Origin of the sequence: Lentzea flava, from assembly GCF_014648475.1 — a bacterium.
GTDB classification, from domain to species: Bacteria; Actinomycetota; Actinomycetes; order Mycobacteriales; family Pseudonocardiaceae; genus Lentzea; species Lentzea flava.
Genome location: NZ_BMRE01000076.1, coordinates 16,114 through 31,009 on the forward strand (window position 1 = coordinate 16,114; position 14,896 = coordinate 31,009).

Here is a 14,896-nt window from a genome sequence, read left to right on the forward strand (position 1 = left end):
TCACAGCGCGCCAAGTGAGCGGATTCTCCGTCTCAAGCACCGGACGGTAATCATCCGGTCGGTCGAACGGACTGGCGTCGCTCACCCGAACAGTCGATCATCGTTGATCATGCGGATCGCACTGGCCCTGCTCGCCTGTCTCGGCCTCCTCCTGAGTCCCTCGCCGGCGCCGGCGGAAGGTCCGCAGACGACGTTCGTGCTGCGTGTGCCCGCTGCGCTGGGTTCGTCGGCGCAACGACTGCTCGGCCTCGGCTACGACGTCCTGGAGCAGCGCGACGGCGATGACCTGTTCGTGATCGGCGACGCGCGCACCGCCGACAGGCTCCGTTCGGACGGCTTCCGCCCGTCAATTGAGACGGCGATGCCTCCGTCTCAATGGGCTCCGCGTTCCCTCGGCGAATCGACGTACTTCGGCGGCTACCGGACCGTTACCGCGCATATCGCGCACCTCGACGAGGTGGCCAATGCCCATCCCGAACTCGCGACTGTCGTCGACTACGGCGACTCGTGGCGCAAGACGCAGGGCGCTGGTGGATATGACCTGAAAGCCATCTGCATAACGCGGAAACGTCCGGGTGACTGCGAGTTGACGCCGACCGCGCCGAAACCGCGCCTGTTCGTGATGGGCCAACTCCACGCGCGCGAAATCACCACCGGCGACATGGCGTGGCGTTTCATCGACGACCTGGTCAGCGCCCCGGACCTCACCGCGATGCTCGGCTCGATCGAGGTCTGGGTGGTGCCGATCGCGAACCCCGACGGCGTCGAGATCGTCGAGTCGGGCGGCGACACCCCGGTTCCGCACCGCAAGAACGTCAACGGCACCTGCTCGTCCGGCCAGCGCGGCGTCGACCTGAACCGCAACGCGGGCTCGCACTGGGGCGAGGTCGGCACCTCCACGAACAAGTGCAGCGAGGTCTACCGCGGGCCGCGCGCCGACTCCGAGGTGGAGACGCAGGCGCTGGAGTCGTTGTGGCGCAAGCTGTACCGCGACACCCGCGCCCCCGGTGACGCCGCCGCCGCGTCCGGCGACACCACCGGTGCCGTGATCTCCATGCACAGCTACGGCAACTACGTGCTCTTCCCGTGGGGCTGGAGCACGCAGAAGACGGGCAACGACGCGGCGCTGCGCAGGATGGCGCAGGACATGGCCGCGCTGTCGGGCTTCCGCGCCGGCCAGCCCGGTGAGCTGCTGTACAACGCGTCCGGCGCCACGGACGACTGGGTGTACGAGGACCTGGGCGTGCCCAGCTTCGTGTGGGAGATCGGGGCGAGCTCCGGGACGTGCGGTGGCTTCTTCCCCGCCTACTCGTGCCAGAAGGACGTGCATTGGCCGAAAGTGCGCTCGATGCTCGTTTCGGCCATGAAAGCGGCGCCCGAACCCTACTGAGTCTTCTGTTAGGAGCAGGGGGCATCCCTGAGGAAGCTTCAGCCCTGAGGCCGATGCGCCCTCGGCCCGGCAGCGGAAGGGTGGCTGTCATGGGGATTCGATTGGTAGCCACAGTGACCGCAGCAAGCCTGCTGGCCCTGACCACCGCGGGCGTCGCGTCGGCCGACACGAGCGCCGACCGCGACGTCATCCAGAAGGCCGCGGACCAGCTGACGTCGGGCGGGGGAGCGCTCGGCGTCCAGGCCCGCGTGACGGACGGACGGCAGCGCTTCGCCGTCCGTTCGGGCAAGGCCGAGCTGGACAGCGACAGGCCGGTACCGTTCGACGGCCGGTTCCGCGTCGGCAGCATCACCAAGACGTTCGTGTCGACGGTGGTGCTGCAGCTCGCCGGTGAGGGCAAGGTCGACCTGGACGCCCCGGTCGACCGCTACCTGCCCGGCCTGATCGACAAGCAGATCACCGTGCGGCAGATCCTGCAGCACACCAGCGGCCTCTTCAACTACACGAACGCGTTGCCGCTCAACCCGGACGAGTTCGAGAAGATCCGCTACAAGCACTGGGAGCCGAGGGAACTGGTGGCGATCGCCACCAGCAAGCCGCTCGACTTCCCGCCCGGCACGAAGTGGAGCTACTCCAACACCAACTACATCGTCGCGGGCCTGCTCGTCGAGAAGCTGACGGGCAAGCCGTACGAGAAGGCCGTCGAGCAGCGGATCCTGAAGCCGTTGCACCTCAACGCCACCGAGGTGCCCGGCGACAACCCGAACATCAACGGCCCGCACGCGCACGGTTACTGGACGGCCAACGGCAAGCCGTCCGACATCACCCGGATCAACCCGTCGGTGGCGTGGTCCGCCGGCGAGATGATCTCGACGACCCGCGACCTCGACACGTTCATCGTGGCGTTGACGAGCGGCAAGCTGCTCAAGCCCGCGCAGCAGCAGGAGCTCGTGAAGACCACGCCGGTCAGCCCGGACTACGGCCTCGGCCTGAGCGTGCAGACCCTGCCGTGCGGCACCAAGGTCGTCGGGCACGGCGGAGGCATCCCCGGCTACTCGTCGGAGCTGCTGACCACGCCGGACAACAAGAAGCGCCTGGAGCTCTCGGCCACCAGCGCGCCGACGCCCGGCGACCCCGGTCCGGGCTACAACGCGATTCTCAACGAGGTCTTCTGCTGACCGTGAAACCGGTGGCCGCGCTCACCGCGGCCACCCTGCTCGCCACGGCCGCGAGCCCTCTGACGGGTACTTCAGGTTGCTGGGCAAGGTCTTCGGCTAGAACCAGGGGTCCCTTAAGGACGATCCACGAAGCGGGCGAACGGCTCTGGCCGCGATCGTGGACCGCATGTTGATCACAGCAATGGTGACGGCGGCGAGCCTGCTCGTCGCCACCGCCCAGGCGGACGTCGACCGGACAGCCGTCCAGCAGGCGATGGACCAGCTCACGTCGGGCGGGGGAGCGCTCGGCGTCCAGGTGCGCGTCACGGACGGGCGGCAGCAGTTCACCGCCCGTTCGGGCGCCGCCGAGCTCAACACCACCACACCGGTGCCGCACAACGGAAGTTTCCGCATCGGCAGCATCACGAAGCCGTTCGTCGCGACGGTCGTGCTGCAGCTCGCCGGAGAGGGAAAGGTGGAGCTGGACGCGCCGGTCGCCCGCTATCTGCCAGACCTGTTGCCGGGCAAGGACATCACGGTGCGGGAGATCCTGCAGCACACCAGCGGCCTCTTCAGCTACACCCGAGCGCTGCCGCTGAGCCCCGACGGGTTCGAGCCGATCCGCGACAAGCACTGGGAAGCGAGCGAACTCGTCGCGATCGCCGCGGAACGGCCGCTCAACTTCCCGCCCGGCACGAAGTGGGAGTACTCCAACACCAACTACATCGTCGCGGGCCTGCTGATCGAGAAGCTCACCGGCAGGTCGTACGCGGACGAGATCGAGCGGCGGATCCTGAAGCCGTTGCGGCTCAACGGCACCTACCTGCCAGGAGACAGCCAGGACATCAGGGGACCGCACGCCCACGCGTACTGGACCGCGAACGGCGAACCGTCCGACATCACCCACATCAACCCGTCGGTGACCGGCGCGTCAGGAGAAATCGTCTCCACGACTCGTGACCTCGACACGTTCGTCGTCGCACTGACGAGCGGCAAGCTGCTCAAGCCCGCGCAACAGGCGGAACTCACCAGGACCACCGAGGTCAGCCCCGGTTACGGCCTGGGAATCAAGGTGATGACCGTGTGCGGCAAGCAGGTCTGGGGCCACGGCGGCGGAATCCCCGGCTTCTCGTCGGAACTGCTCACCACGGCGGACAACCGGCGCCGCCTGGTGATGTCCGCGACGACCGCGCCGGTCAGCGGCGACCCGCGTCCCGCGCTCGACAAGCTGCTCTCCGCGACCTTCTGCTGAAACACAAAAGGGGAGCTGGGTTGACCCAGCTCCCCTCCCGGCGTTGTGAGGAACTACCCGAGGGCGTTCCTCATCGCTGTGATCAACTCTCCGTTCGCGGTGTCACCCGTGAGCTCCCAGAAGAACGCGCCACCGAGGCCCTGGCCACGTGCCCAGGAGATCTTGCTCGCGATCGTCTGCGGGGTGTCGTAGCTCCACCACTGGCCGTTGCAGAACGCGTAGGCCGTGCCGGCGATGGTGCCGGTGGCGGGGCACTTGGTCTTCAGGACCTTGTAGTCCTCGATGCCCTGCTCGAACGTGCCGGGCGCAGGGCCGGTCGCCGTGCCGCCGGGAGCCGCCTGCGTGACGCCCTGCCAGCCGCGGCCGTAGAAGCCGATGCCGAGCAGGAGCTTGGACGCCGCCACACCCTTGCCGCGCAGCTTGGTGATCGCCGCCTCGGCGTTGAAACCGGCCGTCGGGATGCCGTTGTACGACGTCAGCGGGGAGTGCGGAGCCGTCGGACCCTGCGCCGCCCACGCACCGAAGTAGTCGTACGTCATGACGTTGTACCAGTCGATGTACTGCGCCGCGCCGCCGTAGTCGGCCGCGTCGATCTTGCCGCCGTTGGAGCCGTCAGCGGTGATCGCCGAGGTGACGAGGTAGTTGGAGCCGAAGCGGGCCCGCAGCGCCTGCATCAGGGTCTTGTACGCCGAGAAGCCGCTGGTGTCGCAGGACAGACCACAGGCGTTCGGGTACTCCCAGTCGATGTCGATGCCGTCGAACAGGCTCGCCCAGCGCGGGTCCTCGAGCAGCTTGTAGCAGGACTCGGCGAACGCCGCCGCCGCGCTCGGGCTGCTCGCGGCCTGACCGAAGCCACCGGACCAGGTCCAGCCACCGAACGAGTAGATCACCTTGAGGTGCGGGTACTTCTTCTTCAGCTTCATCAGCTGGTTGAAGTTGCCGCGAACCGGCTGGTCCCACGTGTCGGCGACGCCGTCCACGCTCTCCGCCGCCGTCATGGCCTTCTCGAGGGCGGGGTAGGACTCACCGATGGTGCACTGCCCGTTCGACACGTTGCCGAACGCGTAGTTGATGTGCGTGAGCTTCGACGCCGACCCCGAGGTGTCGATGTTCTTCACCTGGTAGTTGCGCGCCGGGTAGACACCCCACTCCGCGAAGTAGCCCAGGTTGATCTTCCCGGGAGGTGGCGGCGGACCGGTCGTGGTCGTCGTCGTGGTGGTGGTCGTAGTGGAGGTGGTGGTGGACGTCGTGGTCGTGGTCGTCGGGTTCGTCCCGCCCGCGTCGCACGAGGCACCGTTCAGCTTGCAGTTCGTCGGCGCCGAGTACGCGCCCGTGTACGAGACGTTGAAGCCGAAGCTCGCCGACTGACCGACACCGACGTTGCCGTTCCACGTGTTCTTGACCGTGACGACCTGGCCGGACGCGGTGAAGCTGCCGTCCCAGAGCGAACCGACCTTGTGGCCGGCCGGCAGCGTGAACTCGACGGTCCACGACGTCAGGGCCGCCGTGCTGTTGTTCGTGATCGTGTACTTGCCCTCGTAGCCCGTTCCCCAGTCCGAACCCTTGGAGAACGTGGCGGACACGCCACCGGCACCGCTAGCAGCGGGCACGACGACGATGCCGAGGACCATCGCGGCGACGGCCGCGAAGAGAGCAGCAAGATGCCATCGGAACTTGGACATCGGTCTCCTCAGTCGCAGGGGTACCGGAACGATGTGGTCCAGACCACTCGACGGTCAAGGTCTAGACCTCTGCCGTCACTCGAACGGAGTAGTCCGAAAACGGTTCCAGGACGGCCGTTGTCCGGTTTCGGTCTACTTGGTTAACGATTGAGGTCTTCCGAGACCAAGGCTGTTCGGGGCGTGTTTCGTGCCGGCGACTGCACAAAGAGGACGGTCGGCCCCAACTTCGTTCAATGCCAAAGAGTTTCTCGGCCCCGTCAGCTGCGAGCAGGGTCTACCTTCGTCGCCGGCACGCCGGTCGCCTCGCCGAGGCTCGCGAGCAGGCGCAGCCCGTCCTCGGCCGGACTGCCGGGAGCCGCCGACAACACCAGCAGCTCCATCCCCGACTCGTCCGGCAGCGCGAAGTTCTCCTGGTGCAACTCCAACACCCCGACCAGCGGGTGCCGATACGTCTTTCGTCCGTGCGCACGCGCCCGCACGTCCGCGCGCGCCCAGAGTCGCCGGAACCGCTCGCTGCCCATCGCCAGCTCACCGATGAGCGACGCCAGCCGCGGGTCGTCCGGGTACTTGCCCGCCGCCAGCCGCAGGTGGCCGACCACGTCGAGCGTGCACTTGTCCCACTCGGCGTACAGGTTCTCGTCTTCCAGGAAGATGTGCCGCGCGATGTTCAGTCCCTGCAACGGCGCGCTGTAGAGCAGCCCGGCGAGGCGGTTCCCTGCGAGCACGTCCAGGCGGTGGTTCATGATCAGCGCTGGTGCGTCGACCACCAGGTCGAGGACGCGCAGCAGCTCGGGCCGCACCCGGCCGCTCGGCGCCTTCGCGGGGCGGCGGCGCTGCCTGGCCAGCCGGTGGAGGTGCTCGCGTTCGGTCTCGTCGAGGCCCAGGACGCGGGCGAGCGCGTCCAGGACCTGCTCGGAGGGCTGGGTGGCGCGGCCCTGCTCCAGGCGCACGTAGTAGTCGACGCTCACGCCGGACAGATGCGCGACCTCCTCGCGGCGCAGGCCCGAGACCCGGCGGTGCCTCTCGGTGGGAATGCCGACGGAGGCCGGGTCGACTCGGGAGCGCCGGATTCGCAGGAAGCCCGCAAGATCGTCCACGGCCTCCAGTATGGCTGCCGAACCACCGGCGCGGGTGGTCCTGCCAGTACCAGGAAGTCCAGGCCCTGAACGCCGGACGGGCGAGTGCCCAGGATCGGAGGTACCTGATCCGAAGGAGTTCCCGTGAAGACGCTGATCGTCTACGCCCACCCTGAGCCCAAGTCGCTCAACGGCTCGCTGAAGGACCTCGCCGTGTCCACATTGGAGAGTGCGGGACACGAGGTGCGGGTGAGCGATCTGTACGCGATGAACTGGAAGGCGGTGGTGGACGCCGCCGACTACGGGCCGGACGCCTCGAACCCGCTGAAGGTCGCCCTGGACTCCGGCCGGGCCTTCACCAACGGCACGCTCACCCCGGACGTCCTCGCCGAGCAGGAGAAACTGCTGTGGGCCGACACGATCATCTTCCAGTTCCCGCTGTGGTGGTACACGATGCCCGCGATCCTGAAGGGCTGGTTCGACCGGGTGTTCACCTACCGGTTCGCGTACGGGGTCGGCGAGCACAGCGCCACCAAGTACGGCGAGCGCTACGGCGAAGGGACGCTCGCCGGCAAGAAGGCGCTGCTGTCGGTGACCTTGGGCGGTCCGGAGTCGCACTACTCCGCGCGCGGGATCAACGGGCCCATCGAGGATCTGTTGTTCCCGATCCACCACGGCATCCTCTACTACCCCGGCATCGAGTCGCTGCCGCCGTTCCTGCTGTACGGCGTCGACCGGATGACCGCCGAGGACTACGCGGACGTCGCCAAGGCCTGGGAGCAGCGTCTGCTCGCGCTGGAGTCGACCGAGCCGATCCCGTTCCGGCGGCAGAACTTCGGTGACTACGAGATCCCCTCGTTGCAGCTGAAGGAGGGGCTGGAGCCCGAGGGGCGCACGGGGTTCGGGCTGCACGTGCGCGCCTGAACTGTCAACTGTGAGTAAACGTTTACAGGCTCAACCGATCGCCCTCTCCGCGCCCCACGCGGCGATGTCCTCCCGGCTCTGCAGCCCCAGCTTCTCGCGCAGCCGCTGCAACCGGGAGGCCACCGTCCGCACCGACACGCCCAGCCGGTTCGCGATCTGCTGGTTGGTGAGCCCGGTGGCCAGCAACGCGATCACCCGCCGCTCACCGTCGTCCAGCGAGTCGTCAGCCGCGGTGCGGTCGAGCCACACTTCGTCCTGGACGAAGGCTTCGGTCTCCGCCGCCGTCAACGGCGTGGCAGCGGCGTCCGCGCGCGCAGCAGGCAGCATCAGCCGTGCGGTGCGCATGGCTCCAGCAACTTTCTCCGCCCAGAACGGATCCGGCACCACACCGACCGACCGGCGTAAAGCGCGCCCGGTCGCCTCCAGCCGCAGTGCGCGCTCGGCCTGACCGCGCATCAACGCCACCACGGCCAACCCTTCGAGGGCGTCAGGCGCGGTCAACGGGTTGATGCCGTCCATCCGCAGTGCTTCCTGGAAGGCGTGCGTGGCCTCGTCCAGGTCGCCCTGCACCAACGCCACGACACCACGCGTGTTCAACGCGGAAGCGATGCGCGCGGGAACACCGGATGCGCGCGAGATGGGCAACGCCTTCATGACTGCTTTCTCGGCCCGTTCGTGCTTTCCGAGAGACAACGCCGTACGAGCCAAGTCGACCAAACAGGTCGCACGGGCGAGAGGTTCGCCCAGCAACTCGGCAACCCGCAGGCACTCGGTGTTGTTCTCGGCTGACGCCTCCCACTCGCCGGAAGACTGCTGCACGGCCGCCAACGTGCTGCGGCAGCTCATCGCCAACGCCGGGTGCTCCAACGGCTGCACCAACCGGGAGGCCTCACCGGACAGCTCGACGGCCTCGGTGTGATCTCCTTGCTCGGCCGCGAAACGAGCGGCGTGGTTCAGGGCGACGCACCGGTAATCGTCCCGAGTGGACGGACGCCGCAACGCGTCCCGCAACATCACCCGAGCCTGTCCGAGGAGTCCGCGCCGCGCCGTGCAGTCGGCCAGGGCGGAGGTCAGCAGCAGCAACCTCTCGTCCGAACGCTCGGCAGCCCACTCCACGGTTCCCAGCAGGCTGTCGACGTGGTTGTCGAGCTTGGCCTGAACGTCGAACGGCACCGACAGCGGCGCGGTGATCAGCACGTCCGACAGGTCGGTGAACCACCTCGCCAACGCCTCGTAGGCCACATCGAGCTCGCCCGCGGCGACCAGCTTCTCCCGAGCGTGCAACCGAACCGTCTCCAGCTGCCGGAACCGGGTCGTGCCGGGAATCGCCGTCAACAACGACTTGGCCTGCAAGCGCGACAACACGTCCAGCACGGGCTCGGCGGACCGCTCGGACGAACAGACCTCAGCCGCCGCCGCCAGGTCGAAGCCGCCGTCGAACACCGAGAGCCGCCGCAACGCGAACTGCTCGTCCGGATCCAGCAGCTGATAGCTCCAGTCGATCGCCTCGCGCAGAGAACGCTGACGGGACGGCGACTTCCGGCACCCCAGCGTCAGCAGCTCCAGAGGCTCGTCCATCCGGTCGCAGATGTCGGTGACGGGCAACAGCTGCACCCACCGCGCCGCGAGCTCGATCGCGAGCGGCATGCCCTCCAGCCGGGCGCACAGCAAGGCGACCGCGGCGGTGTTCGCCGGCGTCAACCGGAAGTCGGGCTTGCGCTCGCGTGCCCGGTCCACGAACAGCTTCACGGCCTCGGAACGCGGCGCCGCCGTCGTGACGAGGTCGCGGTCCGTCGACGGCACCGGCAACCCCTCGACCTGGAAGCTCACCTCACCCGTGATCCACAGCGCCTCGCGCGACGTCGCCAGCACCCGGACACCGGGGCAGCGGTTCAGCAACAGGTCGACGAGTTCCGCGCACGTGTCGAGAAGGTGTTCGCAGTTGTCGAGGACCACGACGACCTTCATGTTCACGAGCGTTTCCAGCACGGTGTCGCGCAACGGTTCGTCCGCGTGCGCGACGACGCCGAGCGCGTGCGCGACGGCCGGCATGACGTCCTGGGAAGCACGCACCTCGCCGAGCTCGACGAGCAGAACCCGGTCCGTCCTGCCGCGCCGCAACCGGCCGGCGGCCTCCAGCGCGAGCCGGGTCTTACCCGCACCCGCACTGCCCACGAGCGTAACGAGACGGTGCCTGCGCAACAGCTGGTCGAGCTTCGTGAGCTCCTGCTGGCGGCCGACGAACGTGTCGCGCGCGGCGGGCAGGTTCGAGAGCACGCGCAGGTTCTGCCTGCTCACCGCCGCGGGTGCGGGAGCGGCGGCACGACGGCGGTAGGCCCTTTGGCGGCAGGCGTTGGAGCAGTAGGACCTGCGTTGCTCGGAGGTGGCGGGAGGCAGCGTGCCGTCGCACAGGGCGCAACGTCCGGTGCTGGTCATGATGTCCTCTCCTCCAGCCGTAACGGCGGGTCCTCGCCGTCTCGGGCCGACAAAAGCGCAGGTCGCGGGTGGTGACCTGCCGGGTGCAACCCGTTACACGTCTGTGCGCGCGAGACGGTTCGCAACGTGCTCGTTATGCATGTCTTCCCCTGATCCTCGTTCGGGAACAAACTGGCGACTGGTCCGGTCTGACAGGGAGTGCGCATGACGTTGACGACGAGCACCTCGTGGGCGAGCACGGGTCTGCAGCTGGTGGACAAGCCGCGCACGATCACCGTTGGCATCGCCGACGACGAGGTTCTGATCCGCACCGGTGTCCGCGGGGTGCTGGAACGGTCCGGCACCATCGCAGTGGTCGGCGAGGCCGGCGACGGCGGCGGTGCGGTCGAGCTCGCGCGGCGCCACCGGCCGCAGGTGCTGTTGATGGACGCGGCGATGCCCGGCATGGAGGGGCTCGGTGCGGTGCGCCTGGTGCGCAGGCACGTCCCCGGCACGCAGGTGATCATGCTGTGCACCCCGCAGACCGAGGAGCTGTTGTTCCCGGCGTTGCGGGCGGGCGCGGCGGGGTTCCTGTTCAAGAACGGCGAACCCGACGCTCTCGTGAACGCCGTGCGCGTGGTGGCCGCGGGCGAGGCGATCCTGTCGCCGTCCGCGACGCGGGCGCTGGTCGACCACTTCACCGGTGCCGATTCGGAACGTCGTGACGCCGCGCGCAACCGCATCAGCCTGCTCACTCGGCGGGAGCAGGAGGTGCTGGTGTACCTGGCGCAGGGCATGGCTAACGCGCGCATCGCAAGGCTCATGTACCTCTCGGAGGGGGCGATCAAGGCCCACGTCAGCCGACTGCTGACGAAGCTGCGGTGCGACAACCGCGTCCAAGCCGCTCTCATCGCACGCGACGCCGCCCTTCCCTGCTGAAATCCCGACTTCGCAACGGCGCAGGAGCCAGACTAGCCAGGACGGATCGCGGCGCGAAGCAGGTCACCCGGTTGGCCCCGTCCAGAATGATGTCCTTTTCCCGCCAGCGTCTCGGTTGGATCGGCGTCATGCTTGCGTTCATGCGCTTGGACAGGTTCACGGAACGCTTGCCCTTCAAGGCACCTCTTTGCCCCGACAACCTGTTCGGTCACCTGATCGCCACCGCCGTTCCCGGTGTCGAGGAGTGGAGGGACGGCGTCTACCGGCGCACTCTGCGACTGCCTTTCGGTTGCGGGATCGCGGCTTTGCGGCCCTTGACCGATCACGTCGAGTGCACTGTGGAGCTGTCCGACCCGCGGGATCTGGCTACTGCTCTAGACCTCTGCCGTTTCCTGCTCGACCTCGACGCCGATCCGGCCGAGGTCGACGCCGCGTTGTCTTCCGACCCCTTGTTGGCACAACTGGTGTTGAGCGCACCGGGTCGTCGTGTCCCGCGCACGGTCGACGGAGCGGAGTTCGCCATCAGAGCCGTTCTCGGACAGCAGGTCTCGACGAAGGCCGCGCGCACGCACGCCGCGCGTCTCGTGTCGCGTTACGGCACACCGGTCGGCGACCTGTTCCTGTTCCCGCTGGAGTTCGATCCCGCGGAGCTCGCGATGCCGGAGTCGCGGCGCCGCACGATGGCCGCGTTGCTGGAGGCGCTGCGGTCCGGTTTGGACCTGTCGCCGGGAGCGGATCGAGCCGTCGCGCGCGAGTGGCTCGCCACACTGCCCGGCTTCGGCCCGTGGACCGTGGAATCGATTGCGATGAGGTCGCTGGGCGATCCGGACGCGTTCCTGCCGACCGATCTCGGCATCCGGTTGGCGGCCAAGGCTTTGGGCCTGCCGTCGACGCCGGCGGCTCTGGTCAGGCGCTCGGAGGCGTGGCGACCGTGGCGTGCGTACGCGGTGCAGCACCTGTGGGCGACCGGTGATCACGAGGTGAACCGGATCCCGGCCTGAGCTGCACGCTCGCGTACAGCGCCGCCGCGGAGGCGCCCTGCACGAATCCGGGAAGCGGTGGTGGATTCTGCGCGAATCCTTGCAGGTCAACGAAAACATCTCGCGCGGTGGCCGGTCGGTCCGCCGGTTCCTTGGCGAGCAACCGCTGCACGACAGGGTCGAGCGCGCTGCGCAGCCGGCGCGGTGCTTCCTTGACGTGCTTGTCGAACACCGCGTACGCCGTCGGTCCGGTGAAGAGCTGTTCACCCGTCAGCATCTCGTGCAGCACACACCCCAACGCGTACAGGTCGCTGCGCGGTTCGGCCGTACCGCGCTGGATCTGTTCGGGCGCCATGTAGGACGGCGTCCCCAGGATCTGGCCTGCCCGGCTGAACGGCGCCACATCGCTCTCCCGCAACAGCGCGAGGCCGAAGTCCAGCACCTTCACCGCGCCGTCCGGACACAGCATCAGGTTGGTGGGCTTGAGATCCCGGTGGCAGATGCCGTGTTCGTGCGCCTCGGTGAGGACGGCGGCGGCCTGCGCGGCGATGGTCGCGGCCCACGCCTCCGGCAGGGGGCCGAACTCCTGCACGAGGTCGGCGATCGTGACGCCGTCGACGAACTGCATGACCTGGAACAGGCGCTGGTCGTAGGTGCCGAAGTCGTACAGGACAGGCACTCCGGGGTGCTCCAGCTTCGCGACGATCCGCGCCTCCCGCGCGAACCGTTGCCGCACCTCGTCATCGCTGCCGGGCAGCCGCAGGAGCTTGACCGCGACGCGACGATCCAGGCGCAGGTCCCGTCCCTCGTGCACGGCACCCATGCCACCCCGCCCCAGCGGCAGGTCGTCGATCTCGTAGCGGTCGGCGATCAGCACGTGCGAAGCCTAACTCTCACGCCGGGCCGATCTGCCCGCCGAGCAACCCCGCGTATCCGAGCCGGACGAGCCCGGCAGCCTCCTGCAGCCCGTCTTCGAGTGCCTTGAGCTGCGCGAACGCCCGTCCGTACCGCTGTTGCTCGGCGAGTGGCAGCGACGGCACCTGCGTCCTGCGCACGTCGAGGCGCGTCGATCCGGTGGGGGTGCGGGCGAACGCGGCGCGCAGCACGCCTTCGAGGAAGTCGGGGTCGACCCTGGCCGGGTCGATCTCGTACGTCGAGCCGGTGGGGGACGTGACGACGTGCGTGCCGGGCGCGCTGCGGACGAGTTCGCCGATCGTCGTCATCGGCGGTGCCATCTGCTCGCGCAGCTCAGGCAGGCTGGGGACGGCGAAGTTCGGCTGAGCGGCGAGATACGCCGTCGCGTCGGTCCGGCTGCGGCGGGCCGGGCTGAGGTCGACGTCGTCGTCCAGCAGGTCGATGACCCGCGTGTTCGGCTCGATCGGGCCGGGTTCCTCGAGCAGCGCGATGTGCTCGGGTGCCTTGCCAACGGGGTGCCTGAGCAGCCAGAGATCGCGGCCGGGCTGCACGGTGATCACCGCGCGGATCGCTCCCGCCCGCAACAGGTTCCCGCGGATCCGCTTGCCTGGCCGCCTGGCCGCGGCGGCCGACGGCAGCAGCACCGCCACCTGGCCGCCGGGCTTGGCGAGCGACAGGCAGTGCTGCAACCAGGCCAGTTCCGGCTCACCGCGCGGCGGAAGGCCGTAGGTCCAGCGGGCGTCCCCGACGAGTTCCTCGTGACCCCACGCCCGGTCGTGCCACGGCGGATCGCAGATCACCGCGTCGGCCTTCTGGTGGATTCCGTTGTGCCGCAGGGAATCGCCGGTGATGATCTGCGCCTTGGGCATCCGGCGCCGGGCGATGGCCGCCGAGACCGGGTCGAGCTCCTGCCCGATCTTGTGGCGGGCCCTGGACGCCTTGAGCAGGTTTCCGGTGCCGCACGCCGGATCGAACACCGTGTCGCCGCCGACCAGGCTCGTGACGAGCTCGACGACCTCGGGCGGGGTGGGGTTCAGCAGCCGCGAGTGGGCTTCGAGGTAGCGCTCGTGGAGGAACTCGAACGTCGTGGCGTCGGCGTCGACGGTGCTGAGCGCCTCGCCGAACTTGAGGTCGTCGACGGTCCGCAGCTGGGTCCAGAGGCGTTCGGCCGGCGACACCCGGAACGGCTTGCCGTTGCGCCGCAGCCACGCCTCGACGTCGCGCAGCAGGTACAACGGACTGGAGGCCGTCCCCCCGACCGGTGCCGGGAAGTCCTCGAACCGCCGCCGCCAGTTCGACACGGCCGCCCGCCCCACGTCGGCGAGGCGCGCGATGTCCCCGGCATTGACCGTCTCATCCATGTTCACAACCGTATTGCTTGTGAAGTGACTTCACAACTGGTCTACTGGTCGTATGACACACGAGCTGCGCATCGCCGTGGCGACCGACACCGGCCTCGTGCGCGAGCACAACGAGGACTCGGTCTACGTCCGCCCCGACCTGCAGGCCGTGGCCGACGGCATGGGCGGTCACGAGCACGGCGAGCTGGCGAGTGCCATCGCGGTGAACGTCCTCGCGGCGTGGCGGGGCGACCTCGGCCCGGCGGTGGCCGAGATCGCGCGCAGGCTCGACGCCGAGACCCCGCAGGGCACCGGCACCACGCTGACCGCGATGCGCTGGGAGGGCCTCGCGTTCCAGCTGGCGCACATCGGCGACTCGCGCGCGTACCTGCTGCGCGAGGGCGAACTGCGGCAGATCTCGCACGACCACACCATGGTGCAGGCTCTCGTCGACGCCGGCCGGATGACACCGGAAGAGGCTCTCGTGCACCCGCGCCGCGCGTACGTGCTGCGGGCGTTGCAGTCCGGCAACTCGCACGACCCGGACCTGTCGTGGCACCAGGCTTCCATCGGTGACCGCTACCTGCTCTGCAGCGACGGCCTGACCGACTACGCCGACCTGGACGACATCCACAACACCTTGCTGTCCACCGAGGACGGCACCGAGGCTGTCTGGCAGTTGATCGCCCTGGCCAACGCCAACGGCGCCCCCGACAACATCACCTGCGTCATCACAGACGTCACCAAGAAAAGGTGGTGGCAGCGCTAACGATGAACGGCGCTTTTGTGCACCTGAGCCCGGATCCACCGATGAGTTAGTGGTTCG

At 68.5% G+C, this 14,896-nt stretch carries 12 protein-coding genes; 7 read left to right on the forward strand and 5 right to left on the reverse strand.

Translation table 11 applies throughout. The features are described from left to right. Positions 1 to 109: 109 nt before the first annotated feature. The 3 genes from IEZ09_RS42130 to IEZ09_RS42140 all read left to right on the forward strand — a co-directional run bounded on the left by IEZ09_RS42130 (position 110) and on the right by IEZ09_RS42140 (position 3,799). The gene (locus IEZ09_RS42130) at positions 110 to 1,390 is read left to right on the forward strand and encodes a M14 family zinc carboxypeptidase (RefSeq protein WP_189259463.1); all 1,281 of its coding nucleotides are present in this window, start codon (positions 110 to 112) and stop codon (positions 1,388 to 1,390) included. Between the two features lie 113 nt (positions 1,391 to 1,503). Further along, entirely contained in the window at positions 1,504 to 2,568 is a 1,065-nt protein-coding gene (locus tag IEZ09_RS42135; RefSeq protein ID WP_229813423.1) for a serine hydrolase domain-containing protein, read from the forward strand. Between the two features lie 166 nt (positions 2,569 to 2,734). Next, a complete protein-coding gene (locus IEZ09_RS42140) occupies positions 2,735 to 3,799 on the forward strand; it encodes a serine hydrolase domain-containing protein (RefSeq protein WP_189259465.1) in 1,065 nt (354 codons plus the stop codon). 53 nt (positions 3,800 to 3,852) lie between these two features. Here IEZ09_RS42140 and IEZ09_RS42145 read toward each other — a convergent pair whose 3' ends face one another. Together IEZ09_RS42145 and IEZ09_RS42150 are read right to left on the reverse strand one after the other, a co-directional pair. After that, on the reverse strand, positions 3,853 to 5,481 hold the full coding sequence (locus IEZ09_RS42145) for a glycosyl hydrolase family 18 protein (protein ID WP_189259466.1): 1,629 nt from the start codon (positions 5,479 to 5,481) through the stop codon (positions 3,853 to 3,855). A 257-nt stretch (positions 5,482 to 5,738) separates the two neighbouring features. Then, a complete protein-coding gene (locus tag IEZ09_RS42150) occupies positions 5,739 to 6,578 on the reverse strand; it encodes a helix-turn-helix transcriptional regulator (protein ID WP_189259467.1) in 840 nt (279 codons plus the stop codon). Positions 6,579 to 6,701: 123 nt separating this feature from the next. On the opposite strand from IEZ09_RS42150, the gene IEZ09_RS42155 reads away from it, so the two are divergent. Next, complete coding sequence (locus tag IEZ09_RS42155) at positions 6,702 to 7,481, forward strand: NAD(P)H-dependent oxidoreductase (protein ID WP_189259468.1); 780 nt, start codon at positions 6,702 to 6,704, stop codon at positions 7,479 to 7,481. Positions 7,482 to 7,511: 30 nt separating this feature from the next. Here the strand turns inward: IEZ09_RS42155 and IEZ09_RS42160 are convergent, their stop codons facing one another. Next, complete coding sequence (locus tag IEZ09_RS42160; protein ID WP_189259469.1) at positions 7,512 to 9,917, reverse strand: ATP-binding protein; 2,406 nt, start codon at positions 9,915 to 9,917, stop codon at positions 7,512 to 7,514. A 204-nt stretch (positions 9,918 to 10,121) separates the two neighbouring features. Here IEZ09_RS42160 and IEZ09_RS42165 point away from each other — a divergent pair, with 204 nt between their 5' ends. Next, entirely contained in the window at positions 10,122 to 10,835 is a 714-nt protein-coding gene (locus IEZ09_RS42165; protein WP_189259470.1) for a response regulator, read from the forward strand. 140 nt (positions 10,836 to 10,975) lie between these two features. After that, positions 10,976 to 11,836 carry a DNA-3-methyladenine glycosylase family protein gene (locus IEZ09_RS42170; RefSeq protein ID WP_301326495.1) on the forward strand — a complete coding sequence of 287 codons (861 nt, stop codon included), beginning with the start codon at positions 10,976 to 10,978 and terminating at the stop codon, positions 11,834 to 11,836. Here the strand turns inward: IEZ09_RS42170 and IEZ09_RS42175 are convergent. Together IEZ09_RS42175 and IEZ09_RS42180 are read right to left on the reverse strand one after the other, a co-directional pair. Then, positions 11,742 to 12,692 (reverse strand): serine/threonine-protein kinase, encoded by a 951-nt coding sequence (locus IEZ09_RS42175; protein WP_189259471.1) that lies wholly within the window; start codon positions 12,690 to 12,692, stop codon positions 11,742 to 11,744. The genes IEZ09_RS42170 and IEZ09_RS42175 overlap by 95 nt on opposite strands. A gap of 16 nt (positions 12,693 to 12,708) precedes the next feature. Continuing rightward, on the reverse strand, positions 12,709 to 14,091 hold the full coding sequence (locus IEZ09_RS42180) for an HsdM family class I SAM-dependent methyltransferase (protein WP_189259472.1): 1,383 nt from the start codon (positions 14,089 to 14,091) through the stop codon (positions 12,709 to 12,711). Positions 14,092 to 14,143: 52 nt separating this feature from the next. Between IEZ09_RS42180 and IEZ09_RS42185 the strand changes: the two genes are divergently transcribed. Then, on the forward strand, positions 14,144 to 14,839 hold the full coding sequence (locus IEZ09_RS42185; RefSeq protein ID WP_189259473.1) for a PP2C family protein-serine/threonine phosphatase: 696 nt from the start codon (positions 14,144 to 14,146) through the stop codon (positions 14,837 to 14,839). Positions 14,840 to 14,896 lie beyond the last annotated feature (57 nt).

Bases quoted from the DNA above. Each gene is read 5' to 3' on its own strand.
- IEZ09_RS42130 (WP_189259463.1), top strand. From the start codon at position 110: ATGCGGATCGCACTGGCCCTGCTCGCCTGTCTCGGCCTCCTCCTGAGT.
- IEZ09_RS42140 (WP_189259465.1), top strand. From the start codon at position 2,735: ATGTTGATCACAGCAATGGTGACGGCGGCGAGCCTGCTCGTCGCCACC.
- IEZ09_RS42145 (WP_189259466.1), bottom strand. From the start codon at position 5,481: ATGTCCAAGTTCCGATGGCATCTTGCTGCTCTCTTCGCGGCCGTCGCC.
- IEZ09_RS42160 (WP_189259469.1), bottom strand. From the start codon at position 9,917: ATGACCAGCACCGGACGTTGCGCCCTGTGCGACGGCACGCTGCCTCCC.
- IEZ09_RS42165 (WP_189259470.1), top strand. From the start codon at position 10,122: ATGACGTTGACGACGAGCACCTCGTGGGCGAGCACGGGTCTGCAGCTG.
- IEZ09_RS42170 (WP_301326495.1), top strand. From the start codon at position 10,976: ATGCGCTTGGACAGGTTCACGGAACGCTTGCCCTTCAAGGCACCTCTT.
- IEZ09_RS42180 (WP_189259472.1), bottom strand. From the start codon at position 14,091: ATGGATGAGACGGTCAATGCCGGGGACATCGCGCGCCTCGCCGACGTG.
- IEZ09_RS42185 (WP_189259473.1), top strand. From the start codon at position 14,144: ATGACACACGAGCTGCGCATCGCCGTGGCGACCGACACCGGCCTCGTG.